This window comes from Micromonospora sp. CNZ322, from assembly GCF_007827755.1.
Map to the genome: position 1 here is coordinate 274,878 of NZ_VITD01000009.1, position 22,380 is coordinate 297,257.

The following is a 22,380-nucleotide window of genomic DNA, read 5'->3' on the forward strand; positions in this document are numbered from 1 at the left end:
CCTGTGCGGCCAGGCCGGCACTGGCGGCGACATCGTCACTGCCGGCCAATGGTTTGCGGGACAAGCGTCCCGGCCGGTCGGAGCAACGCCAGGTTCTTTCGATCGTCATCGCATCTGAGCGGTGAGCGATGGCACACAGTTATGAGCCCTGGGTGTACCTCCTTTCGTGGGCCGCCATCCCGACGTGGGCCGGCTTACCGTGGGGTGATCAGTGGGGCGTAGTCGGCTCGGCTGAGCGGCTGTTCGGACAGTGAACCGTCGGCGCGGGGCACGCCCAACGGCCTGCCGTCGCGCAGGAACGTCACGCTGGTGACGTCATCGCGGCTGGTGAGAGTGCAGACGATCTGCCCGAAGGCGAGGACTTCGTCGCTGCGCCCGGCGTCATCGCCGGGTTCGTCGACCGTGACGCGCGCCTGGGTGCCGGTCACTGTCGCACCGGCGGCGTTGACCGCCCCCGGCAGTGCGCTGGTCAGGTCGGTGTCGCGTTCGGCCTCGGTGGGTCCGGCGAGCAGGTGCCGCAGGTGGTCCTCGATGGTGGGTAGGCGGTCCACGCGCCGGAGCACCGGGACGATCCGGTTGTCGCGAACCAGGCAGAGGGTTTCGGTGGCCGGGCCGGCCGGCGCAGTGTCGGCGGGGTCGGAGGTCGGGAACGGCCCGCGCGGCGGTTGTACGGGGCGGGGGCCGTTGTCGGTGGGGATGCCGCAGCCGGTCAGCAGCGCGACGAGCCCCACGGCGAGAAATCGGCGATGGTTCACGTCAGGCTCTCCGGCAGCGTGATGCGGAAGCGGGCGCCCCCGCCGGGGCGGTCGGTGACCGTAACGTGTCCGCCGTGTGCGGTGGCGTGCTGGGCGACCAGCGCGAGGCCGAGTCCGGTGCCGTCGCCGGCACCCCGGGTGTGGGCGGCTCGCCCTCGAACGAAGCGGTCGAAGATTACCTCACGGTCCTCGAGGGGCACACCCGGACCGTCGTCGTCGACCTCGATGACGCCCGCGCTGCCGTCGCGATCGAGCAGGACACACGTCGGCCCACCCCCATAGGTGACGGCGTTGTCCAACAGGTTCGCCAGCACCTGCGCGACACGCCGCCGCTCGACCAGCCACGTCGCGGACACCTCTGGTGCGAGGCGGACGATTGACGCGGGCAGGTCCAGGGCATGGCAGGCGTCCCTGGCCAGCGCCACGACGTCGACGGGAGCACGGTGGGCGGGCTGGTCGCTACGAGCCAGGTCGATCAGGTCGTTGACGAGCCGCTGAAAACGGTCGATCTCGTCGGCGACCAGCCCCGCCGCGATCGCCGTTCGCTCGTCCTGCTGTTCCCGACGACGGGCCAGAACACTGGCTGCCGCCGCGAGAGTCTGCAGCGGCGAGCGCAGCTCGTGGCTGACGTCGGCGGCGAAGCGCCGGTCCCGCTCGATGCGCCGGGCGAGCTGGTCGACCATCTGGTTGAACGACGAGGACAACCGGGTCAGGTCAGGGTCGGTGGCCGGGTCCAGCCGGGCGGTGAAATCACCGGCGGCGATCTTCTCCGCCGCGTCGGCGACCGCCGTCAGCGGGCGCAGCCCGTGCCGGGTGGCGTACCAGCCCAGGGCCGCGCCGGATCCGGCGACCATGATCGCGACGGTGGTCAGCGCGAGCGCCAGGACCTGGAAAGTCTGTTCCAGCTCGCGCAGCGAGTTGACCTCGAAGTACGTCGCCGTCGCTGACAGAGGCACGCCGACGACCAAGGCGGGCTGGTCGTCGACGCGTACCCGCTGCACGGCGGGTTTGCCGGCGGTGACGACCCGGCGCAGCTCGACAGGGATGGCGGCGGTGGTGCCGGGGTCGGCGGTGCGGGCATACCACTCGCCGTCCAGGTGCAGCACCGGCCGCCGACTCCCGCCCGTGTCCAGCGACCGAAGCACCTGTACGACGTCGGGTGTCTCGGTGTCGATCCCGGCGCGGACGACGGTCGCGTCGAAGTACGCGGCGCGCAGGGCGGCGCGTTCCCGCTCGTCGATCAGGGAGCGGCGGGTCAGCTCGTACGAGACCAGGGCCATCGACGCCGAGAGCAGGAGCGCGCCGACCGCGAACGCGGCGGTGACCCGGGTACGCAGCCCGAGGCGTCTCATCGCTGCAGCTTGTAGCCCAGGCCCCGCAGGGTGACCAGGTGCCGCGGGTTCGCCGGGTCCGACTCAATCTTCTGCCGCAGCCGGCCGACATGCACGTCGACCAGCCGTTCGTCGCCGCTGTCGTACCCCCAGACCCGTTCGAGCAGTTGCTGGCGGGACAGCACCCGGCCGGCGTGTTCGGCCAGCTCACACAGCAGCCGGAACTCGGTACGGGTGACCGGTACGGGTTGGCCGGCTCGGCGCACCTCTCCCCCGTCTGGGCTGATCTCCAGCTCGCCGACCACGAGCACTGGCACCGGCTCCGGCGTGTGCCCTGCGACGCCGCTACGGGCCCGGCGACGCAGGGCGCGCAGCCGAGCGGTCAGTTCCTTGATCGCCACCGGCTTGACGACGTAGTCGTCGGCGCCAGCCTCCAGGGCGGCGACAATGTCGTGGGTGTCGTCGCGGGCGCTGACCACCACGATCGGGACATCGTCGTCACGGCGCAGCTGCCGAATGCATTCGAAGCCGTCGAGACCGGGCAGCATCAGGTCGACCAGCACGTAGTCGGCGGGGTCGCGGCGCTGAGCGCGCAGCCCCTCCTCGGCCGTGGCCGCGCCCACCGCGTCGTAACCCTCGTCCTCCAGTGCGAGCAACAACGCCAAGCGGATGCGGTCGTCGTCCTCGATCACCAGTACGGCCGTCATACCCGGCATCATCCCCAGCGGACCGGCTCGGAGGCCAACCGTGGCGGCCGGTTGGCTGATTTGTCACGGAACTGTCACAGATCTGCGTGGTGGCCGCCAAACCCGCCCGGCAGGGTGACAGGCGACCGGATCCGCGGAGGGAGAGGGGTGTGCCTGTGACAGGGCCACTGGCAACCACGCCATGCACGCTGCCGCTGGTCGAGGTGCGCGTCGCGGAGTTCGACCTTGCCTGCCTGCCGGCGACCGGAGCCGTGTTCGACCGCCTGCTCGCCCTGCATCCCGCACAGGTGGTGGTCGACCTGTCTGGGTGCCGGCACATTGACGCCGCTGCCATCGGCCTCCTCCTCGATGTGCACCGGCGGTTGGCCCGTGCCGACGGGGTGCTCACCGTCCGCGATCCGAACCCGCGCATCCGGCGCATCCTGCAGGCCGCCCGCCTGGACAAGATCCTGCCGGTCGTCGACACTGCCCCGTCGTCGTCGCCCGGCGGGCAGGCACCCATCCGCACACAGCCGACGCTGGTCGCTCATGGTCGCGCCTCGGTAAAAGTCGCTCACTGACGACCGCCCAGCGGGCTTCCCTGCCCACCATCGGGCGCAACGGCTATCAGCGCCGGAAACATCACGCTCGAGAGCCGGCCTCCGCATCAGCTCTGCACGATCGCCGTGTCCCACCCCATCGGTAGACATGGCCCCAGGAAGGACCAGCAGAATGACCGTTGTCCCGGACGACCACCTGATGACCCTGATCTGCGACGCCTGCGGCGACAGCGTCAAGGCCACCGCGTGCGTGCTCCCCGATGCCGAGGTCGTCTGGACCCTGGTGTCCGAACAGGGTTGGAGCGGTTCCCCGTTCGCCACCGGCCCGCACCGCTGCCCGCACTGCAGTCTGCTGCCGCTCCCTGGTGGCGGCAACGCGTCGTGCGGCGACCACGGTCCTGGTGGCATCCTCGGCATCGACCACCTCGACGACGTGACCGTTGTCGCCGCCGGCGGTGACGTCGACCTCGACACCGGGGACACCCTGCGCACCGCCCTGCGGCACGCAGCCGACATGGGCGGACACGTCGTGGTCGACCTGAGCCGAGTACACCTCATCGACTCCACCGGCCTCGGTCACCTCGTCCGCGCCCACCGCGAAGCCCGAGATCGTGGGGCCACCCTCTGCCTGGCCGCACCGTCGCGGTTCATCCGCACCGTCCTGCACACGATGCGCCTGGACGGAGCCTTCCCCATCTTCGACAGCCGCGAAGACGCCCTCGCCCAACTGTCCAAGGGGTCGGTGTCGGAACGGCCAACCGCCACCGCCGCCACCCGTTATTGATCGCGCTCCTCCGGACCGAAGGCATCCTCGCCGCCGGTAGCGACAACCGACACCCCTGGCATCGGATCACAAGAAGCCAGTGGCCATTCGAATGGCCGCTGATGGCGCGGCGAATCTTGAGAACCGGCCCTCAATTGTCGTAGCACTCGTACTTGAAGGAGATCCGAGGGAGCCCATGAGCATCGTTGGTCTCGTCACCGCGCTCCTCGTCGGCGTCGCTGTCGGCCTGCTCGGCAGGCTCGTCGTCCCAGGACGCCAGGAGGCCCCGATCTGGCTGACAGTGTCCGTCGGGGTGGTCGCCGCGCTGGCGGGCAGCATTGTCGCCCGTCTCGCAGGTGTCGATACCAGCACCCTCAACCTCCTGAACCTGGTCGTCCAAGCCGGCCTCGCCGGCATCGGCGTTGTACTCGTCGTGGCCACCGCCAGGCCCGACCCATCCGACTCCCCCTGAACCGGAGACGACGCAGCGCCAGCACCAAAAGGCCAGGCCCAAGCACGGTCAGGCCGGTTTCCGTTCAAGTTCATGAGTTCCATCCGATCGGGTTTCTGACCGGCCTGAGGACGTCACTGGCTCGCCGTCCCTATCCCGTCCGGCCTCGTCACAATCAAGGAGCTGACCGTGTACATGCCATGGCCGTTGCCCGATGAGAACTGGTTCGCCGACACCTCGCGCCAGCCCGAGCCGGACCATGAGGACCTGAGACTTGAGGCGCTGGTCGCGCAGCGATTGAGCATCGACTGGACCACGCGGCGCCAACAGATCACCGTCGCCGTGCAGAACCGAGTCGTCATCCTCGCCGGCGTGGTGAGTAACGCGAACGCGCGGCAGGTCGCGGCGGACCTCGCCTACGACGTGCCGGGCGTCTTCGACATCTGCAACACACTGCGGCTCAGCGGCCCGCGGCGTAGCCACCGGTGACACGGCTCAGAGCCACGTCGAAGGCGCGAATGACCGGTCAGGCTGCACGCTGCCTAGCCGTGGATGACACGCTCCCGTTCTCAGGCGCGGTGACAGGCTGATGGTCGTCGTTTGGCTAACGTAGTAGCCGGTGTGCCGGGAAGACTGGTCGGCGATTTCGTTACCGACCCCACCGGAGGACCACGATGAGCCGCCCCCCGGCTAACGGCACGCCACTCCTGCTCAGCCGCAGGAGTTGGCCTGAGGTACGCCGGATCGGAGACATTCTCCGGACCGAAACGGTCGGTGGGGTGCTGCTGCTGGTCGCCGCCGTGCTCGCTCTCGCCTGGGCGAACTCGCCCTGGTCCGACGCGTACCGCTTACTCGCCGACGTCACCGTTGGCCCCGAGGCGCTGCATCTGGACCTCTCATTGGCGCAGTGGGCCGCCGATGGCCTGCTAGCGATCTTCTTCTTCGTCGCCGGGCTGGAGCTCAAGCGCGAGTTCGTCGCCGGTGATCTACGCGAGCCCCGCCGAGCGATGCTGCCCGTCGCCGCCGCGCTCGGCGGAATGACACTGCCGGCGCTGATCTACGTGGCGTTCAACGTCGGGGCCGGCGACGGGGCGTTGACCGGATGGGCGATCCCGACCGCCACGGACATCGCGTTCGCCCTCGCCGTGCTCGGCGTGATCAACACCAGCCTGCCCTCGGCGATGCGCACGTTTCTGCTCACCCTCGCGGTGGTCGACGACCTGCTGGCCATTGTGATCATCGCGGTCTTCTACACCAGTGCCCTGCACTTCGGGCCGCTGCTGCTCGCTCTGGCCCCGATGGCGCTGTTCGGTCTGCTGGTTCAGCGCCGGGTGCGGTCCTGGTGGCTGCTGCTACCGCTGGCGGTCACGACGTGGGCGCTGGTGCACGCCTCCGGCGTGCATGCCACCGTCGCCGGGGTCGCGCTGGCCTTCACCGTTCCGGTGCTACGCCGCAAGCCGGGGCCTGGCCCTGGCCTGGCGGAGCACTTCGAACACCGCATCCGGCCCCTGTCAGCCGGGGTCGCGGTCCCGGTTTTCGCGTTCTTCGCCGCCGGAGTCTCGGTTGCCGGGGCGGGTGGCCTCGGCGCGACCCTGACCGACTCGGTCGCCCTGGGCGTGATGGTGGGGTTGGTGGTGGGCAAGGCGGCTGGCGTCCTCGGTGCCACCTGGCTCGTGCAGCGGTTCACCCGGGCCCGGCTCGCGGAAGGGCTCGCCTGGTGGGACATGGTGGGGTTGGCGCTGCTGGCCGGGGTCGGGTTCACGGTGTCGCTGTTGATCGGCGAGCTGGCGTTCGGCGCCGGCACCGAACGCGACGACCACTCCAAGATTGGCGTTCTGCTCGGGTCACTGCTGTCGGCGCTGCTGGCAACCGTCGTCCTACGCGCTCGTAACCGGCATTACCAGGGTGTCTGCGCACTGGAGGAGCGCGACAGCGACGCCGACGGGGTGCCGGACGTCTACGAGGAGCAGCCGACCACGACAAGGCCGTCCTGAGCTCGGCTACGGTGGCCAGCCGAGCAGCCGAGCGCCGAGTACGGCTGTTTGCAGGGTGAACCGTTGGGTGGCTTCGCCGGGGTGGTAGCCGGTCAGGTCGCGGATGCGGTCAAGGCGGTAGGTGATCGCGCGGACAGACAGGTGCATCTGCCGAGCGGTCGCGGTGTGGTTGCCCTGGTTGTCGAAGAGCACGGTCAGGGTTTCCAGGTACGGGGCGGCACCGCCGCGAGCCGTGGTCAGTGGCCCGAGGACCGTGGTCACCAGGTCGGTGATGGCGTCGCGGTCACGCAGCAGCACGGGAAAAACCAGCAGGTCGGCAGCATTGAGTACGGGCGTGCTGAAGCCGAGCCTGACGGCGTAGTCGAGGGTTTGGCGGGCCTCGTCGAGGGACGTGGCCAAACCGTGCACACCAGGTTGGGTGCGGCCGACGGCGATCTGCCAGTTGCCCGCACCGAGTTCGGTCAGAAGCAGGTGGGCGAGTTCGGCCGCGATGCCGCGCAGACCGCCAGCACTGATGCAGACCAAATCGCCGTCGCGCAGGGTGGTGAGGGTGTTGCCTTCGCCGAATCTGGAGGCAAGTACGGCATCGATGCGGTGTGTGATGCCGGAAGTCAGGCCGGCCGCACGGGCGATGAGGACGGTGTGGGTGGCCGACAGGCGGATGCCGTATCGGTGTGCGCGCTCGGCCAGTCCGCCCGGGTCGGCGCGGCCGGTGAGTAGGTCGTTGACGAAGGTGGCGCGTTCGTTGTCGTGACGATCCAGCTCGACACGGTTTTGCCGGGTGTACCCGTCCACGGCGTCGGTGAGCAGGACACGGGCGGTGTCCAGCAGTGTCTCGGCGCGGGAATGCACGGCGACGGCGGTGTCGGTCGACGCGACCGGGGTGGCGTTCCAGTGGGCAGTGGTGGCATCTAGCAGGCCGGTAACGAGCTCGCGCAGCGTCAGCCCTTCATCCGCTGCGCGGGCACCCAGGTTGACCGCTGCCTGAGGCCGGGCACCAGCCGGGACGTACAGCAGATCCTGGCAGTTGGCCGCCAGCCAATTGTCGTCGCTCATGGGCTGTTCCTTGTCGGCGTGCTGGGGGCCGCCGGTAACCGGAGGCCACCAGCCTCAGGTTTACACACCGATGTCGCGGCGGTCGAACACGATGACTCCGGCGATCGTGGTTACCGCACCGAGGAGCACGAGGGTGAGAAGCTCGGTCGGGTGCCAGCCGGTGTGTAGCGGGTCAGTGCCGATGAAGTAGTGAAACGGTGACAGCCATCGCACCCAGTGCCACCCGTCGAGCATGCCGCCGATGGCGTTGGCCATGTAGGTGGCCACGGCAAGGCCACCGGTGATCGCGAGGACCGGAGCACGTTTTCCGGTGGCGGCGCCAACGAGGAAGGCGACGCCGGCGAAGCTCCACACCAGGGCGACCAGGCCGGCGGACGCGGCGGCGACGTTGGACAGGGGGATGTCCATGCCGATCCCAGGGACAATGATCATCAGCAGGATCCCGGGGATGGCGGCGATCCCGGTGAGCGCGCTGCCGGCGGCGGCCACCCGTTGCCAGGCGAAAGCGGCTCGCGAGACCGGATTGGCCAGCATCAGCTCCATGCCGCCGTCCTCCTCCGGCCGAGCGATCGTGCGGGCTGCCAGCGTGATGGCGCACATCAGGACCAGCAGTGGGCCGACCAGGCTGAAGATGGTCGCCTGCAGATAGCCGGCGGGTGACAGCATGTCGGCGATGCCGAGGAAGTCCAGCATGCCCTGGGGCAGCGCGTCCTGCTTCAGCTCCGCGGCACCCTGGAACTGGCTGTAGAACGAGGTGTAGATGGCGGTGAAAGCGGCGACGCCACCGGCCCAACCGATCAGTGCCAGGCGGTCGTCACGCCAGGTCTTACGCACCAGCGCGGGAAGCATCGCCGGCTCCTTCCCCGTGGTAGTAGAACGACAGGAACGTCTCTTCCAGGTCGGGTTCGGCCGACAACATGTCCACCACCTCATGACGCGCCGCCGCCTTGATCAGCGGGTCGATGCGGCCGTCAACGGTGCATTTCAGCACCGGCCCGGACACCACCACGTCACTGACTCCGGGCAGGACACTGAACTCTGCCGGGTCCACCGGGTCATCGAAATGAATCTCGACGGCGCGGACCGCCCGCTTCCCCAGTGACTCAACGCGCTCGACCGCTGCCAACTGGCCGTCGCGGACGATGGCGACCCGGTCGGCCGCCTGCTGCACCTCGGCCAGGACATGAGAGGACATGAAGACGGTCTGCCCAGCAACACTGGCGTCGCGGACCATGGCCAGGAACTCCTGCTGCATGAGTGGATCCAGCCCACTGGTCGGCTCATCCAGGACCAGCACCGCCGGCCGATGCATGAACGCCTGCACCAACCCGACCTTCTGCTTGTTGCCCTTACTCATCGTCCGTACCGAGCGCGAGAGGTCCAGGTCGAGCCGCTCCGCGAACTCGGTCACCTGCGACCAGGCCACGCCGCCACGTGCCGCGGCGAAGAAACGCAGCAGATCTTCCGCCTTGTCCCGCCCGGGAAACACGAGCTCGCCGGGCAGATAGCCGATCTGACGGTGCAGCGCGGCCTTGTCCCTGCGCGGGTCGAGCCCGAGCACAGACGCGTGTCCACGAGTCGGGCGCAGAAAGTCCAACAGCAGCCGGATCGTGGTGGTCTTCCCCGCTCCGTTCGGTCCCAGGAAACCCACCACCTCCCCGGCCCGAACCTCCAGGCTGAGCCCCTCGATACCGCGACGCTGACCATAGAACTTGGTCAGGTCCTCGGTGAGTAGAGCGATGTCGCTTGTCATGCCCACATCGTCGTCGGCTTTCCGGCCGGGCATCAGGTCCGCATCCGGCCGACAACTCGCTGATGCCGTTGCCGGACATCGGAAACCACAGCCCGAACGCCGCCAGTGTGGGCCCGCACCATCCTTGACGATGCTCCCTGCGGCGCCAAGGCCGTTCGTACCGTGCAGCCGGGCGGTCCCCGAGCCTTGGCTGCCGGGAGTACTCTCAGGTCAGGTGCGCCGGGAAGTCTGGTCGGCAGGTCATGTCGTGCTGCGGCTCCTGGAGGCTCCGATGGGCGTTTCTGCCCTGCGCACCGAAAATCTGTCCAAGCGGTACGGGCGGCTACTCGCCCTCGATGACCTCACCCTCGACGTCGCGGCCGGCGAGGTGTTCGGGTTTCTCGGCCCCAACGGCGCCGGAAAATCAACCACGATCCGGCTCTTACTCGGCCTTGCCCGACCCACCTCCGGACAGGCGTGGATCTTCGACAACGACGCCACGGACGTCGCCGCCGCCCACCGCAGGCTCGCCTACGTGCCTGCGGACGTGGCGCTGTGGCCACGAATGACCGGTGCGGAGGTGCTGGACCTACTTGCCCGCATCGGCCCTGGCACGGACACCGCCTACCGCGACGAGCTCGTCCAACGATTCGCACTCGATGTGTCCAAACCGGCCGGCACCTACTCGACGGGCAACCGGCAGAAGGTCGCTCTAATCGCGGCGTTCGCCACCCGGGCGCCTCTGCTGGTGCTGGACGAGCCAACCAGCGGCCTGGACCCGCTCATGGAAATGCAGTTCCGGCAGGCGGTCGGGGTTGCCCGCGACAACGGGCAGACGGTGTTCCTCAGCTCCCACCAGCTCGCCGAGGTCGAGGCCGTCTGCGACCGCGTCGGCATCCTGCGCGCTGGCGAACTGGTCGAGGTGGCGTCCGTCGCGCAGCTGCGTCGACTGCACCAGACCGAGGTGGCCGCGACGTTCACCGGCGCGCCACCGGACCTCACCGGCGTCCTCGGCGTCGACGGCCTGCACAGCGATGGCGCCACGACCGTGCGGTTCACCCTGAACGGCTCCCCCGCCGCCGCGCTGCGCGCCCTGGCCGACGCTGACGTGGCAACGATCGTCGTCCGCGAGCAGAGCCTGGAGGAGATTTTCCTCGCCTACTACGGGCAGAACGCCCGATGACCGCGACCACAACGACAGCAGCCCACCCGCAGCGGGCACTGAGAGGGCTCGCAGCGCGCCAGGTACGCCACGGCGCCCTGGTCGTGACCACCGTATGTGCGGGCATCTCCGCCCTGGTGGTGGCTGGCTACCGCACGGACGCGCTGGATCCGACCGCCCTGGCGGCGCTGGCCCGCAACCCCGCGATCCGCACCCTCTTCGGCGAACCGATCGCACTCGACCAGGCAGGCGGGTTCACGGTGTGGCGCACAGGCACCGTCCTGGCCGTCCTGCTCGGCGTGTGGGCAATGCTCGCCGCCACCCGGATCACCCGTGGTGAGGAGGACGCCGGCCGGTGGAGTCTCTTGCTGTCCGGCCCCACCACCCTCGCCGAGGCTGTCCGCCAGCACCTCGGTGTCCTGGCCGTCGTACCGGTCCTCGTCGGAGCGGCGACCGCGGCGGCGATGATCGCTACGGGAGTGGACGCCCCGGGTTCCTTGTTGCACGGAACCGGGCTCGCTGCCATCGGGCTCTTCTTCGTCGCCGTCGGGGGCGTCACCGCGCAGCTGTTCGTCAGCCGGTCGGCGGCCAACGGCGTCGCGGCCGGCGTCCTGGTCGTCGGGCTCCTCATGCGGATGGTCGGCGACGGTGTACCCACGCTGGCCTGGCTCCGGTGGCTGTCCCCGATCGGGCTCTTGGCGCTCACCCGCCCGTTCGACACCAATCGAGGGCTACCCGTGTCGGTGCTGACGTGCGCCGCATTGCTGCTACTGGCCTTGGCCGGTCGGCTCGCGGCGCGGCGTGACGTCGGCGCGGGGATTCTTGCTACGGCCGGCAGCCGGCCGGCGCGTACCGCCTTGCTCGGTTCGGTGGTCGCTTTCGCGGTACGGCGCACCACGCGGCCGCTGGTCGCGTGGTCGGCCGGGATCGGCGCGTACTTCCTGCTCCTGGGCCTGATCGCCCGGTCCATGACCGAATTCCTGACCGGCAATCCCGAGTTCGCGACCCTGGCGGCCCAGGCCGGCTTCCCCGCCCTCGGCACGGTCGAGGGCTACGCGGCCACCCTGTACGCGCTGCTGGCCGTTCCGGTCGGGGTGTTCGTCGCCGTGCGGCTCGCCGCCGTCGCCGGGGACGAGAACGCCCGGCGTCTCACCCTGCTGCTGGCCGCACCGGTGACCCGGGTACGGCTGTTGGGCGCCGAGGCAGTCGTCGCTGGCTGCGCCGCGCTGGTCCTGATCACGGTCGCGGGCATCGCCATGTGGGCCGGTACTACCACTGTTCAGGCCGGCCTTGGGGTCGGCGACGCGCTCGCCGGGGCCTGGAACGTCGTGCCGGTCGTGCTGCTCTGTCTGGGAGCTGCTGTCCTGGCGATCGGATGGGCACCGCGCGCCGTCGCGGCGATCGGCGCCCTCCCGGCCGCTGGCGGGTTCATCTGGCAGGTCATCGCCGACAGCATCAACGCGCCCACCTGGATCCGTGCGCTGTCCCCGTTCGCGCACCTGGCCGCGGTACCGACCACCGCACCGGCCCGGTTCGCAGCGTTGGTGATGGTCGGCATCGCCGCGGCAGGAGTGGTCGCCGGCACAGTCGGCTACCGCCGACGTGACCTGAGTGCGTGACCAGCCCCATCACAAACACGGTAAGGGTTGGCCGCACTCAGACGTCGCGTCACCCACCTGCAGACCGCCGGCTCGGTGGCGTCTCAGAGCGCCGGAGTCATCGTGCGAGCCGTGACCTTGCCGTCATCCCCTGCCATGGTGGCGCTCGCGCTTGACGTCGGCCTCGGTGGCAACGTCATCGCCGTCAGCGCCACCCGCTCCGTTACTTCGCGTTTGCCTGACCGTCCTCGGCCTCACCGTCGATGTCCGGTGCGGCAATCGCCGCAGGGTCGCCGTCAGGCCGACTCGGGACCGCTATCCGTCGACGCACCCGGCGCAGCGCGTCGTGCCAGTTGGGCGTGTCGCGGGTGTCGTCAAAGGCCTGAGCGATCACGACGTCGGTCGAGGAGTGCGCCAGGATCGAGATGACGATCGTGAGCGCAACCAGGTGGAAGATCTCGTCGGCTGCGGCGATGCCGGACTCGATTACCAGCAGGCCGTAGACCACCGAGGCGAAGCCCTTGGGCCCGAACCACATGGCGGCCGCCTGCTCCCGCAGGCTCAGCCCTGAGCGCAGGAAGGAGATCCACAGTGCGATCGGACGGGCGACCACGATGGCCAGAACGGCGAAGACCCAACCGGTCCAGGAGATGTCGCCGAGGAACTCCACCGAGATCAGGGCACCGAACACCAGCAGCGCCCCCAGCTTGAGCAATTCGGCGATGTTCTCCCCGAAATGCTCGAACGCCGCACGTTCCCGGGGCCCGAAGGTCGCGACAGTGATACCGGCAGCGAACGCGGCAAGGAACAGATTACCGTGGGTAGCCTTGCCGAGCGCCAGCACCAGCAGCCCGATCGCGACCCCGTTCAGCGGCGCGTACGCCGCCGAGGCAGCGAAGAAGCGTGTTCGCTCCAGCGCGAGCGCCGCCAGCGGCACCAGCACCCCGATCGCCAGGCCGACGGCCAGTTCAGTGGTCAACTCACCCAGGTGCAGGTTGTCGGAGCCGGCCGCGACCGCGAGCAGCACCACCACGAACGGCAGCGCTAGTCCGTCGTTCACCCCGGACTCGACATTGAGGAGGTGCCGCAGCCGCGCGGGCACCTTGTCGTTGCCGACCAACGCGGCCGCGAACACCGGATCCGTGGGCGCCAGGATCGCCCCGATCAGGAGGGCCTCCGCCCAGCCCAACCCGGCCACATAATGCGCCAGCACTGCGGTCACCAGCAGCGTCAGCGGCAGACCCCAGCCCAACGCCCGGCCGGGCAGCCGCCACGCGCTACGCAGATCCGCCCAGCCCACGCGCATCCCGTCGCTGAACAGCACCGCGAACAGGGCCAATTCGGCCAGTTGAGCCACGATCGGCGAGTCGGCCTGCAGGTGCAACACCCCGGTGGTGTCCTCACCAAGGACGAACCCGGCGACCAGGAACAACGCCGCCGTGGACAGGATCGTCCGGTGCGCGAGCGCCGACACGAGCACGGCGGCGAGCAGGACAGCGGCGAAGCAGAGGAGCAGCACAGGAAACCTCCGGGTCGCAGGGTTCAACACGGTGCCGACCAGACTTCCCGGCGCTCCACAGACTTCGCAGATCATAACGGCCCGCCGACGGTGCCGTTCTCGGCGTGCGGGAACGCAACGGCGGTGGCCGGGACGCTCGGCGGCCTCACCGACGACAGCGATCAGGCCCGGTACGACAACGGCATCCAGCGCGGCCCGAGGCGGTGGCCGTCCCGCCAGGTCAGCCGTCCGGACCTCGCCACTCTTCCGGCTGGGCTTGCCCCGCACCAGGGCGTTTCCCGAGATTCCGCCGCAGACGGCTGCCTATGGTTGAACCAACGCAAGGGACATCAACCGGCTGTTGCCGCCGAGGATGGGCATGCAGTATGGAGCGGTTGCTGGAGGCTGTCTGGGACACGAGCTGCGTGGGTGGTCGCCTCGTGACCAGCGTCGTGTTGATCGTGCTGGCCGTCGTCCTCGCCGGAGTCGCCGGTCGCCTGGCCACCCTGCGCGTCGCCGACCCCAGCAACCGCTACTACCTACGCAAGGCAGTGCACTACCTGACCGTCGTGGTGTTGCTGTTCGCACTGGCGCTGCTGTGGCAGCCGTTCGCCGGCCGGATCGGCGTGGTCGTCGGCCTGCTCGCCGCCGGTCTCGCGCTGGCCATGCAGGAGGTCATCGGCGCGTTCGCCGGATGGATCAGCATCCTCACCGGACGGCAGTACCGCGTCGGTGACCGCATTCAACATGCCGGAACCGAGGTCGACATCACGGTTAGCGCCCTGCCGGGCTCGCTGAGAACCAGCGTCCGGGACCAGACCGCAGGCACACCGCGCAGCTGTGGCGATCACCGACCACGGCAACATGCACGGCGCGAACGACGGTGGCGGATCTGGGCCATCCGGCCGAAGGCGCCGAGGTCTACCCATCATCAGCGCCCTGGCAAACGACTGACGCTTCTTTGCCTTCGGCGACAGCAAGACGGTCTGGGCTCAGATCAACAGCGCCGACGCATGACCCCCGAGGGCCTCCACCTCGCCGGGGTCGCGAGGGCCGGACGCGACCTCGCGGCCAACGGCGTGCAGTGGTACCGCAGCTCGGCTACACGTCAATAACGACATGCACGCCCGGAGTCACTGAGCTTGACCAGAATCGCCGTCATGTCGTGTGGCATGAGCTGCTCCTTCCGTGGCGTCTGATTCTTGTTCGCTACCCAAGGAACGGCCGGGACTAGACGACGAATCGATGACGCTTGCGGCCCGTTTTCGTGACGGCTCGCCGTGCCCGTTCGTGACGCGCCGTCGAGCGACTGGCGGAGACGACGAGGGGCCCCGCCGAATCGGCAGGGCCCCACGAGTCATGCGGTTTCAGGAGAGCGTGTTGGGAAAGTCCGGGTTGGCCTTCAGCCACTCCTCGACGGCCTTCTCCTCGTCGCCCTTGTGGGTGTTGAACATCAGGTCCTCCAGGGACGCGAGCTGCTCACCGTCCATCTTGAACTTCTTCAGCATTGCGGTGACCTCGGGGAAGTCCTTGCCGAAGCCGGTGCGGGCGAGTGTGTTGATCTGCTCGGCCTGGCCGAGGGTGCCCTTGGGGTCGGCGAGGTCCTTCAACTCGTACTTGGCGTAGGCCCAGTGCGGGTGCCAGAGGGTGACAACGATCGGCTTCTTGTCGGCGATCGCGCCGTCCAAGGCGGCCAGCATCGCCGGGGTGGAGGAGGTCTTCAGCTTCAGCTTGCCGTCCAGGCCGTACTCGGGGATGACCTTCTCCTGGGTGGCCTTGGTCAGACCTGCACCCGGCTCGATCCCGATGATTTCCCCGTCGAAGCTGCCGGCCTTGCCGGCCAGGTCAGCCAGCGAGTTGACGCCCTCGACGTATTTCGGCACGGCGATGCTCAGGCTGGCGTCGTCGTACCAGACGCCGAGCTTTTCCAGCTTGTCGCCGTACTTTTCCAGGTAGGAGGCGTGCGTCTGGGGTAACCAGCTGTCCAGGAACAGGTCGATGTCGCCGTTGGCGAGACCGCCGTAGACGAGACCGGCCTCCAGGTTCTTGAGTTCGACCTCGTAGCCCTTGTCCTGCAGGATGTCCTGCCACAGGTGGGAGGCCGCGATCGCCTCGTCCCAGGCCATGTAACCAATGGTGATCTTCTTGCCGCTGTCGGACGCGTCGTCCTGCTCACTGCAGGCGGCAGCACCACCGAGAGCCAGGGTGGCGGTCACCGTGAGCGCGAGAGCGCGCTTCAGTGTCGTGAACAAAAGGGTTGTCCTTCCTCTTTCGGGTATGCCGGCTGACCCCGCGTAGGCGGGAAACGGAATTGCCGGCGGAGAGCGACGGTCAGGCGGCCTGCCGCGCGAGGCGTTGCGCCCGGGCGGACGGGAAACGGTCGCCCGCCGAGTCAGTGAGGCGGTCGAGTACCACGGCGAGGATCACGACGGCGATCCCACCTTCGAAGCCGCTGCCCACCTCCACCTGGGACAACGCGAACATGATCACGTCGCCGAGGCCGCCGGCGCCCACCATGCCGGCGATAACCACCATGGACAGGGCCAGCATGATGACCTGGTTGACGCCGGTCATGATCGTGGGCAGTGCGAGCGGCAGCTTGGTCCGCAGCAGCACCATCCACGGCGGCGCACCGAAGGACTCGGCGGCCTGGACGATTTCCTTGTCGACCTGGCGCAGACCCAACTCGGTCAGGCGGACGCCGGGCGGCATGCTGAAAACCAGGGTGGCCAGCACGCCCGGCACGGTGCCGATGCCGAAGAAGAAGATCGCCGGAATGAGGTACACGAACGCGGGCATGGTCTGCATCAGGTCCAGCACCGGCCGGGCCACCGCGGAGGCCCGCTTGTTCTCGGCGACGAGCACACCCAGCGGGACAGCCATCAGCAACGCCAGAGTGCTGGCCACGAGCACCTGCGCGAGCGTGCTCATGGTCTCCTCCCAGTACGGCATTCCGGCCACCAGGCCGAGGCCGACCGCGGTACCGAGGGCGAACTTCCACCCGCGCAGCCACCAGCCGAGCCCGGCGAGCACCAGAACGACCACCACGGCCGGTACGCCGGTGAGCAGGTCGTTGAGCGGTCGCACCAACGCCTCGACCACGGCGGCGACACCGTCGAAGAACGGGCCGAGGGCGCCGGTGGCCCAGTCGACGGCGGACTCGGTCCAGGCACCCAGCGGCACCCGGGGCAGCCAACTGTCCAGCGGCGACTGCGTCAGGCTCATGCCGGCTCTCCCTTCGTTCCGACCAGGTCCACCTGGTCCTGGCCCTGTGTCGGCTCGTCCGGGGTCGCGGCGGCCAGCGCACTGAGCAGGGTGATCCGGGGGATCACCCCGATCAGCCGGTCGCGCTCGTCGAGGACGGCCACCGGGTGCTGACTTTCCGCGCAGTCGGCGAAGAGGTCGGCCACCGAGGTGTCCGCGGTGACAGTGCGGACCCGCTCGGTCGACACGTAACCGTCGAGGTGGGGACGGCCCTCGCGGAGCGCCCGCCACACCTCGTCCTCGGTGACCGTGCCGAGGAACTTTTTCATCGGACCGGTCACGTAGACCACCGAGGTTTGGCTTTCCCGCAACGCCTTGGCGGCGACCCGGGGGCCGGCGTTGACGTCGAGCACCTGCTGGGGCTTCTCCATCACCGACGCGGCGGTGAGGATCCGGGTCCGGTCGACGTCGGCGACGAACTGCGCCACGTAGTCGTTGGCCGGGTCGGTCAGGATCTCCTCGGCGGTGCCGATCTGAACGATCCGACCGTCCCGCATCACCGCGATACGGTCGCCGAGCCGCATGGCCTCGTTCAGGTCGTGCGTGATGAAGATGATCGTCTTGCCAAGTTCGGCCTGCAGCTCCAGGAGTTGGTCCTGAATCTCCCGGCGGATCAGCGGGTCCAGCGCCGAGAACGCCTCGTCCATCAGCAGGATCTCGGTTCCGGCCGCGAGCGCGCGGGCCAACCCGACCCGCTGCCGCATGCCGCCGGAAAGGTCGTGCGGCAGGTTGTCCGCCCACTCCGTCAGGCCCACCATGCGCAGCGCGTCCATGGCCCGCTCACGCCGCTCGGCCTTGGGCAGCCCAGCGACCTCCAGCGCGTACCCGGCGTTCTCCAGCACCGTCCGATGCGGCATGAGCGCGAAGTGCTGGAACACCATGCTGATCTTCTCGCGGCGCAGCTTGCGCAGCGCCGCCGGCTTGAGCGTGGTCAACTCGACCCCATCGACCCGCACGCTTCCCCTGGTGGGCTGCAGCAGGCCGTTGAGCATCCGGATCAGGGTCGACTTTCCGGAACCGGAGAGGCCCATGACGACGAAGATCTCGCCGGGGCGTACCTCGAAGTTCGCATCGATCACCGCGGCCGTGGCCGGCAGCCCGGCGAGCGCCTCGGCGCGCGGCTTGCCGTCCGCCAGGCGTCGTACCGCTTCGTCAGCCCGGCTGCCGAAAATCTTGTAGAGCGACTGCACTATGAGCGCGGACACGATCCCCCTCTCGACGGAAACCGGCTGGTGTATCGCATCACCGGCACCATCTTCGCGTCTCTTCGTCGATATCAACATCGATCACATTCCGCGGGTCACATAGGCCCGGCGGCGAAACCTACCGACGGTCTCGCCACAAATCCAGTCGGCACCGCAGGGTTGTGGATATGCACACAAAAATTTGCGAGTACCGGTGCCGGACTGGTCGTCCGGGGGATGTTGCGCAACCCATCGCCCACAGCGGCCAGACCAGGCAGGATTGATGCAGCCTGCGTCGATCGTCCCGCTGGAACGCCTCCCACCGGCGGGTCGCCGCCCGACCGGGGAGAGCAGTTCCAGAATTTGTTGGGGTTGATAGAGAACTGTCATACAACTGTCATATTCCATCGTGGCTCGATCGCGTACTCTTATCTTCGGCGCAGTGCCGCAGCTTCCGATTGCGGCCGGGTTCGAAGACACCGCGGTCTGGGCGCTACTCTCCCGCGTTCGTGACCTGTACGCGCTCAGCGTCATCGAGGCCAACAAGGGCTGGTTCCTGGAGCACGGCCGGCTGACGCCGGTGCGGGCCAAGGCCATTACGGGCGTGGTCAATGCACTGCTCAAGGAGCTACGCCCGCACCTGCGAACGCTGGTGGACGGTTTCGCCATCCCGGCCGCCTGGCTGCACTTCGCAATCCTGAGCGAGGAACCCGGCCGGCATCAGGACGCACCACGGTCCACACAATGATTAAGGACCCGATCAGCACTACCGCCAGGGCTACCAGATAACCGACGCCTACAGCGCTGACCGGAATGGGCAGACTGGTTCCGGAGGACTTCGCCCCGATACGGCTAGTCACTTCCACACATAGAGCTGCAGCGACGAGAAATATGCCCGCGATCCACTGCGACAAAAAAGCACTCGCCACAATTGCAGCGCCCGCGATCACTCCGATTATCGCGTAGTACCACGACGGAGCAGAAATCTGGCGGTCAGCCACATTCGACCGGGCAAAAGATTTTGTTCTTCTGCTGAAGCCCGTCTCATAACCGCAAGTCAACACCTGGCCTTATGCCGTGTCAAGCGGGCCGGGCGGTGGTCGAGTGCCGTGTCGCCGCGCCGGACGAGGGCACGTCCACCGTGGAGCGAGGGAGCGCCACGAGGAAGGGTCGCGTGGAGTGGCCTCGTCGACTGGTGTGCAGAACCGTGGAGCACTCTGCAAAGGATCAGGGACCGCATGCCCAAGTTGATTCTGCCGACTGTCCGCCTGCACGCCGCGTTCTTGGAATGCCGCGATGACTGGGGCCCTGACCTCCAGGAGGACGGCTTCGGCCTAATACTGCAACGGCGGTAGGCAAATCGAGTTCGGCTCGCGTTCGTTTGTTCCACTGTGACGGATTTTGATGTCGATCGCTAGCATGCTGCAAGGTCAGGCCACCCAGCAGCTCCTTACCACCGTGACCTGCGCGCGCTCCCCCGCCAGGCAACATGGAGAACTGTCGACTGCTGCCCGAAACCGCAGGGCACTCCGCGGTGAAACAGGACGCCGCACCCACTCTGACCTGCAGAACATGGAGCCTCAGGCAGGGGTGGGTGCAGTTGAGCGCCGTTCGATGCCGTTGGACGCAGTTCAAGGCCGTTCAGGACAGGCGTGGTGGGTGTCCTCGCCGAGCTGGCGTTCTGGATGCCAGAGTCGGTGAGCAGCGGCTTCATGATGTCTTTTCGAGAGCGCCGCCGGCGACTGCGGCCTCGTACGCCGCCTGCAGCTCGGCGAAGGCCGACGGGGTGCCCGGTGGGCGGGGGATGCCGAGGTGTTGTTCGCGCAGCTCGTCCATGAAGCGGTCCCACAGTTCGGGGCCGCCCTGCTCGAGCAGCTCGGCGCGCACGGAGAGCTCGTGGCTGGCCGACAGGTGCAGCCGGCCCCACGAGCCCAGCGCGGCCATCACCGGGACGAGCTGCACGCCCGCCTCGGTGAGGCTGTAGCGGATCTTCTGGCGGTGGGTCTCGTCGTCCGTGCGCCACAGCAGGCCGTGGGTGACCAGGCGCCGCATCCGGTCGGCGAGGATGTTCGAGGCGATGCCCTCCTCGGAGCCGGTCAGCAGCTCGCGGAAGTAGTGCCGGTTTCCGAACATCATGTCGCGCAGCACCACCAGCGACCACCGATCGCCGAGCACCTCGACCGCCAGATTGATCGGGCATCCCGACCTGCGCTCTCCCACGCGCTGATGGTACTTCGCAACCGGTCGCGCTAGCGTGACCGCGACCACTTTCGAACTGCAATCAGTTTCGGGGGGGCGGTGAGACCGACGACCGAGCAGCTCGACCGGCGCTACAGCAATGAGAAGTCCCAGGCCGTCCCGTGGGCCGCCGCCGAGACACGGCTGGCCGCTGCGCAGATGGATGCCATCGCCGCACCGCTGAAGCCTCACCAACAACGGATCGCGACATCTCGTCGAACTCAAGGAGGTGTCGGTACTGCTGGCCACGCTGTCCGTTGCGATCACGGTCCGGGCAGACCGTGCACGGGTTCTCGGGCACGGTCGCGGGACCTAGGCTGTCGTCGCCGGTCTGGCTGAGGCACTTTGGGGTTGCGGTGACTTTTGACCTGTAGGTCTGGCACGAGGACCAACCAGTCACTGCGGCCGAGGCGCGAGCAAAGCTGGAGCGCTGGGGCGACGGCGCACAAGAAGTGTTCGCCGCGCATCCCGCCGTAGGGCGGTTCTATGAAGCACTGCTCCACCGCTTCCCACCGCTGGAAAGTCTCGGCGATGATGACATCGACCGGCTCGGAGTGTGGAGCATGACTCCCGAGCGTTCCGACGCGATTTTGACCCTCTCGTGCATCTGGTCGCGGGCAGACGAGGTCGGTGCCGCCGTCCTGACGCTCGCCGCCAAACACGGCCTGATCAACGCCGTGCGGTCGACCACCCGCACGCCAACGCGTTCCTCCAGGTTGCGTACCTGACCGGGGGTCAGTTCGCCGTCGGCGATCACCAGGTCGGCGTGTGCGCTTTCGGCCAGCGCGGCCGTTCGTCGACCTTGCCGGAGCCGACGTAGGTCGCCGGGTCGGGGTTTGGCCGCCTCTGCACCACCTCGTCGGCGACGGTCAGGCCGTCGGTGGCGGCGAGCCGGCGCAGCTCGGTCAGCGAGGTCTGCGAGCCGGGACCGCTGTCGGCTGCGCCGTCGTCACGTATCGCCACCAGAACCGCCGTCGGGCGCTCGCCCTGGCCACCGGTGTCCGGCCCCAGCAGCCACGATCCGGCCGTGGTCCCACCTCACCTCGTCTCAGGTGCGTGTCACCTACCCCCGCCGGAAGCGACCATGCCGGCCACCCGCTCCCAGCCCGGCTGGTCGACTGCCCCGCGATCGCCGCGTCGGCCCTTGGTGGCGCCGGCACCAGTCCCCCGCGCACGAGGCGTAGCCCCCCCGGCAGCGAGATGGTCTCAAGAACGGGCCCGACAACGGGCCGGCAGACAGCACCGCCGCCCTGCGCGCTCAGAGAGCGGTGCCGTCTTCGGCAGAGCCTGACACCGTCATGACTGCCGGCGTTGGAGTGCACCACCGCCGTGGCATGAGGTTTCGGGAGTGCACGACGTCCGCATGGGTAGGACTACTGGACGACGCGTGCGAACGCGGCCCTGAGGGGAAGGAGAGCACATGGCTACCGGAGAAACCGGCTTCGACGACGTGACGTTCGACCTCATCTCCGTGCAGTACCACTCGCTCAAAGCGGGGCACGACTACGGGCAATACGTCCGCGACGCCAAGAACGCCGGCCAAGACGAGATCGCGTCGTTCTTCGAGCAGGTCATGGCGGAGGACTCCGCGCGTGCCCACAAGTGCCACGAGTTCCTGGCCCGCCTCGGCGGCACGGACAACACCAGCCCGCAGAACGGCTGAACCACCGGCGTCTCCGCAGGCTCAGACAGCGCCGAGACTGCGGAGACGCCCATTCACGCGGACCGAGTCGCACAGTACGCTGATTGATCCCCCGCACACGCCCTGGCAACGGTTGTGCTCGTTGGGCTGCAGCACGCCTATGAGCGCCGTTCGGTGCCGTTAGACGCAGTTCAAGGCCGTTCAGGGCACTGCTCGCAACCTGCTCCCCCGAAACCGGGCTGCCGGCCGATCGTGAGCTGCCGGCTCAGTGCTTTGGTTGGCACCAGCACTGGCTCCCGCAGCCGCATCGGTCGACCGGGGAGCACGCCCACGATCGCCGAGCCTTGTCAGCGGCAGATCCGGATACCCGCCTAGGGCGTGTCCTGCCGATCTTGAGTCGGCTGGTCAGGTGACGTCACATCGAGGGATCATGAGGCGTGACCAATGCTGATGCGGTGCTGAGGAT

Annotated in this window: 23 protein-coding genes; 10 read left to right on the top strand and 13 right to left on the bottom strand. The window is 68.4% G+C overall.

Translation table 11 applies throughout. The features are described from left to right. Window positions 1-194: 194 nt before the first annotated feature. From FB453_RS22280 to FB453_RS22290, 3 genes are read right to left on the bottom strand one after another with little or no spacing between them, the layout of a single operon-like run. The gene (locus FB453_RS22280; RefSeq protein WP_145793059.1) at window positions 195-755 is read right to left on the bottom strand and encodes a GerMN domain-containing protein; all 561 of its coding nucleotides are present in this window, start codon (window positions 753-755) and stop codon (window positions 195-197) included. Next, on the bottom strand, window positions 752-2,107 hold the full coding sequence (locus FB453_RS22285; RefSeq protein WP_145793061.1) for a sensor histidine kinase: 1,356 nt from the start codon (window positions 2,105-2,107) through the stop codon (window positions 752-754). The genes FB453_RS22280 and FB453_RS22285 overlap by 4 nt, the downstream gene beginning before the upstream one ends. Continuing rightward, on the bottom strand, window positions 2,104-2,793 hold the full coding sequence (locus FB453_RS22290; RefSeq protein ID WP_112583113.1) for a response regulator transcription factor: 690 nt from the start codon (window positions 2,791-2,793) through the stop codon (window positions 2,104-2,106). The genes FB453_RS22285 and FB453_RS22290 overlap by 4 nt, the downstream gene beginning before the upstream one ends. Before the next feature lie 155 nt (window positions 2,794-2,948). On the opposite strand from FB453_RS22290, the gene FB453_RS22295 reads away from it, so the two are divergent. The 5 genes from FB453_RS22295 (at window position 2,949) to nhaA (ending at window position 6,540) form a co-directional block, all read left to right on the top strand. Then, window positions 2,949-3,353 carry an STAS domain-containing protein gene (locus FB453_RS22295; RefSeq protein ID WP_145793063.1) on the top strand — a complete coding sequence of 135 codons (405 nt, stop codon included), beginning with the start codon at window positions 2,949-2,951 and terminating at the stop codon, window positions 3,351-3,353. 151 nt (window positions 3,354-3,504) lie between these two features. Next, complete coding sequence (locus tag FB453_RS22300) at window positions 3,505-4,116, top strand: STAS domain-containing protein (protein WP_145793065.1); 612 nt, start codon at window positions 3,505-3,507, stop codon at window positions 4,114-4,116. 175 nt (window positions 4,117-4,291) lie between these two features. Next, window positions 4,292-4,567, top strand: coding sequence for a GlsB/YeaQ/YmgE family stress response membrane protein (locus FB453_RS22305; protein WP_112583110.1), 276 nt, complete (start codon window positions 4,292-4,294; stop codon window positions 4,565-4,567). A 168-nt stretch (window positions 4,568-4,735) separates the two neighbouring features. Next, window positions 4,736-5,035 (top strand): BON domain-containing protein, encoded by a 300-nt coding sequence (locus tag FB453_RS22310; RefSeq protein ID WP_112583109.1) that lies wholly within the window; start codon window positions 4,736-4,738, stop codon window positions 5,033-5,035. A 185-nt stretch (window positions 5,036-5,220) separates the two neighbouring features. Next, on the top strand, window positions 5,221-6,540 hold the full coding sequence (gene nhaA, locus FB453_RS22315) for a Na+/H+ antiporter NhaA (protein WP_145793067.1): 1,320 nt from the start codon (window positions 5,221-5,223) through the stop codon (window positions 6,538-6,540). 6 nt (window positions 6,541-6,546) lie between these two features. Here the strand turns inward: nhaA and FB453_RS22320 are convergent, their stop codons facing one another. Genes FB453_RS22320 through FB453_RS22330 form a run of 3 tightly spaced genes read right to left on the bottom strand, consistent with a single transcriptional unit; the run spans window position 6,547 to window position 9,349 of the window. After that, the gene (locus tag FB453_RS22320; RefSeq protein WP_145793069.1) at window positions 6,547-7,596 is read right to left on the bottom strand and encodes a helix-turn-helix domain-containing protein; all 1,050 of its coding nucleotides are present in this window, start codon (window positions 7,594-7,596) and stop codon (window positions 6,547-6,549) included. 60 nt (window positions 7,597-7,656) lie between these two features. Next, complete coding sequence (locus tag FB453_RS22325; protein ID WP_145793072.1) at window positions 7,657-8,445, bottom strand: ABC transporter permease subunit; 789 nt, start codon at window positions 8,443-8,445, stop codon at window positions 7,657-7,659. Continuing rightward, window positions 8,423-9,349 carry an ABC transporter ATP-binding protein gene (locus tag FB453_RS22330; RefSeq protein WP_145793074.1) on the bottom strand — a complete coding sequence of 309 codons (927 nt, stop codon included), beginning with the start codon at window positions 9,347-9,349 and terminating at the stop codon, window positions 8,423-8,425. The genes FB453_RS22325 and FB453_RS22330 overlap by 23 nt, the downstream gene beginning before the upstream one ends. 271 nt (window positions 9,350-9,620) lie before the next feature. Between FB453_RS22330 and FB453_RS22335 the strand changes: the two genes are divergently transcribed. Both FB453_RS22335 and FB453_RS22340 read left to right on the top strand, forming a co-directional pair. Further along, entirely contained in the window at window positions 9,621-10,511 is an 891-nt protein-coding gene (locus FB453_RS22335; protein WP_145793076.1) for an ABC transporter ATP-binding protein, read from the top strand. Beyond that, window positions 10,508-12,109, top strand: a complete 1,602-nt coding sequence (locus tag FB453_RS22340; RefSeq protein WP_145793078.1) for an ABC-2 transporter permease — start codon at window positions 10,508-10,510, stop codon at window positions 12,107-12,109. Before FB453_RS22335 ends, FB453_RS22340 begins: the two co-directional genes overlap by 4 nt. Window positions 12,110-12,311: 202 nt before the next feature. Here the strand turns inward: FB453_RS22340 and FB453_RS22345 are convergent, their stop codons facing one another. After that, window positions 12,312-13,607, bottom strand: a complete 1,296-nt coding sequence (locus tag FB453_RS22345) for a cation:proton antiporter (RefSeq protein WP_486480376.1) — start codon at window positions 13,605-13,607, stop codon at window positions 12,312-12,314. 440 nt (window positions 13,608-14,047) lie between these two features. Here FB453_RS22345 and FB453_RS22350 point away from each other — a divergent pair, with 440 nt between their 5' ends. Further along, the gene (locus FB453_RS22350) at window positions 14,048-14,701 is read left to right on the top strand and encodes a mechanosensitive ion channel domain-containing protein (protein WP_186718446.1); all 654 of its coding nucleotides are present in this window, start codon (window positions 14,048-14,050) and stop codon (window positions 14,699-14,701) included. Window positions 14,702-14,953: 252 nt separating this feature from the next. Here the strand turns inward: FB453_RS22350 and FB453_RS22355 are convergent, their stop codons facing one another. The 3 genes from FB453_RS22355 to FB453_RS22365 form a co-directional block, all read right to left on the bottom strand. Next, window positions 14,954-15,838, bottom strand: a complete 885-nt coding sequence (locus tag FB453_RS22355; protein ID WP_145793084.1) for a glycine betaine ABC transporter substrate-binding protein — start codon at window positions 15,836-15,838, stop codon at window positions 14,954-14,956. Between the two features lie 79 nt (window positions 15,839-15,917). Continuing rightward, window positions 15,918-16,811, bottom strand: a complete 894-nt coding sequence (locus tag FB453_RS22360) for an ABC transporter permease (RefSeq protein WP_112698939.1) — start codon at window positions 16,809-16,811, stop codon at window positions 15,918-15,920. Beyond that, window positions 16,808-18,058: a quaternary amine ABC transporter ATP-binding protein gene (locus FB453_RS22365; protein ID WP_486480383.1), complete on the bottom strand. Its 1,251-nt coding sequence runs from the start codon at window positions 18,056-18,058 to the stop codon at window positions 16,808-16,810. Before FB453_RS22365 ends, FB453_RS22360 begins: the two co-directional genes overlap by 4 nt. 418 nt (window positions 18,059-18,476) lie before the next feature. Between FB453_RS22365 and FB453_RS22370 the strand changes: the two genes are divergently transcribed. Then, window positions 18,477-18,782 carry an acyl-CoA dehydrogenase family protein gene (locus FB453_RS22370; protein ID WP_486480377.1) on the top strand — a complete coding sequence of 102 codons (306 nt, stop codon included), beginning with the start codon at window positions 18,477-18,479 and terminating at the stop codon, window positions 18,780-18,782. Between the two features lie 962 nt (window positions 18,783-19,744). On the opposite strand, the gene FB453_RS22380 is transcribed toward FB453_RS22370, so the two are convergent. From FB453_RS22380 to FB453_RS35010, 3 genes are all read right to left on the bottom strand, one after another. After that, a complete protein-coding gene (locus FB453_RS22380) occupies window positions 19,745-20,254 on the bottom strand; it encodes a winged helix-turn-helix transcriptional regulator (RefSeq protein ID WP_222431385.1) in 510 nt (169 codons plus the stop codon). Window positions 20,255-20,756: 502 nt separating this feature from the next. After that, entirely contained in the window at window positions 20,757-21,029 is a 273-nt protein-coding gene (locus FB453_RS35005) for an HflX-like GTP-binding protein (RefSeq protein WP_486480378.1), read from the bottom strand. After that, on the bottom strand, window positions 21,026-21,235 hold the full coding sequence (locus FB453_RS35010; RefSeq protein ID WP_486480379.1) for an HflX-like GTP-binding protein: 210 nt from the start codon (window positions 21,233-21,235) through the stop codon (window positions 21,026-21,028). The genes FB453_RS35005 and FB453_RS35010 overlap by 4 nt, the downstream gene beginning before the upstream one ends. 457 nt (window positions 21,236-21,692) lie before the next feature. Here FB453_RS35010 and FB453_RS22390 point away from each other — a divergent pair, with 457 nt between their 5' ends. Then, window positions 21,693-21,935 carry an acyl carrier protein gene (locus FB453_RS22390; RefSeq protein WP_112583061.1) on the top strand — a complete coding sequence of 81 codons (243 nt, stop codon included), beginning with the start codon at window positions 21,693-21,695 and terminating at the stop codon, window positions 21,933-21,935. The last annotated feature ends 445 nt before the right edge of the window (window positions 21,936-22,380 follow it).

Bases quoted from the DNA above. Each gene is read 5' to 3' on its own strand.
- FB453_RS22285 (WP_145793061.1), bottom strand. From the start codon at position 2,107: ATGAGACGCCTCGGGCTGCGTACCCGGGTCACCGCCGCGTTCGCGGTC.
- FB453_RS22290 (WP_112583113.1), bottom strand. From the start codon at position 2,793: ATGACGGCCGTACTGGTGATCGAGGACGACGACCGCATCCGCTTGGCG.
- FB453_RS22300 (WP_145793065.1), top strand. From the start codon at position 3,505: ATGACCGTTGTCCCGGACGACCACCTGATGACCCTGATCTGCGACGCC.
- FB453_RS22305 (WP_112583110.1), top strand. From the start codon at position 4,292: ATGAGCATCGTTGGTCTCGTCACCGCGCTCCTCGTCGGCGTCGCTGTC.
- nhaA (WP_145793067.1), top strand. From the start codon at position 5,221: ATGAGCCGCCCCCCGGCTAACGGCACGCCACTCCTGCTCAGCCGCAGG.
- FB453_RS22320 (WP_145793069.1), bottom strand. From the start codon at position 7,596: ATGAGCGACGACAATTGGCTGGCGGCCAACTGCCAGGATCTGCTGTAC.
- FB453_RS22325 (WP_145793072.1), bottom strand. From the start codon at position 8,445: ATGCTTCCCGCGCTGGTGCGTAAGACCTGGCGTGACGACCGCCTGGCA.
- FB453_RS22330 (WP_145793074.1), bottom strand. From the start codon at position 9,349: ATGACAAGCGACATCGCTCTACTCACCGAGGACCTGACCAAGTTCTAT.
- FB453_RS22335 (WP_145793076.1), top strand. From the start codon at position 9,621: ATGGGCGTTTCTGCCCTGCGCACCGAAAATCTGTCCAAGCGGTACGGG.
- FB453_RS22340 (WP_145793078.1), top strand. From the start codon at position 10,508: ATGACCGCGACCACAACGACAGCAGCCCACCCGCAGCGGGCACTGAGA.
- FB453_RS22360 (WP_112698939.1), bottom strand. From the start codon at position 16,811: ATGAGCCTGACGCAGTCGCCGCTGGACAGTTGGCTGCCCCGGGTGCCG.
- FB453_RS22390 (WP_112583061.1), top strand. From the start codon at position 21,693: ATGGCTACCGGAGAAACCGGCTTCGACGACGTGACGTTCGACCTCATC.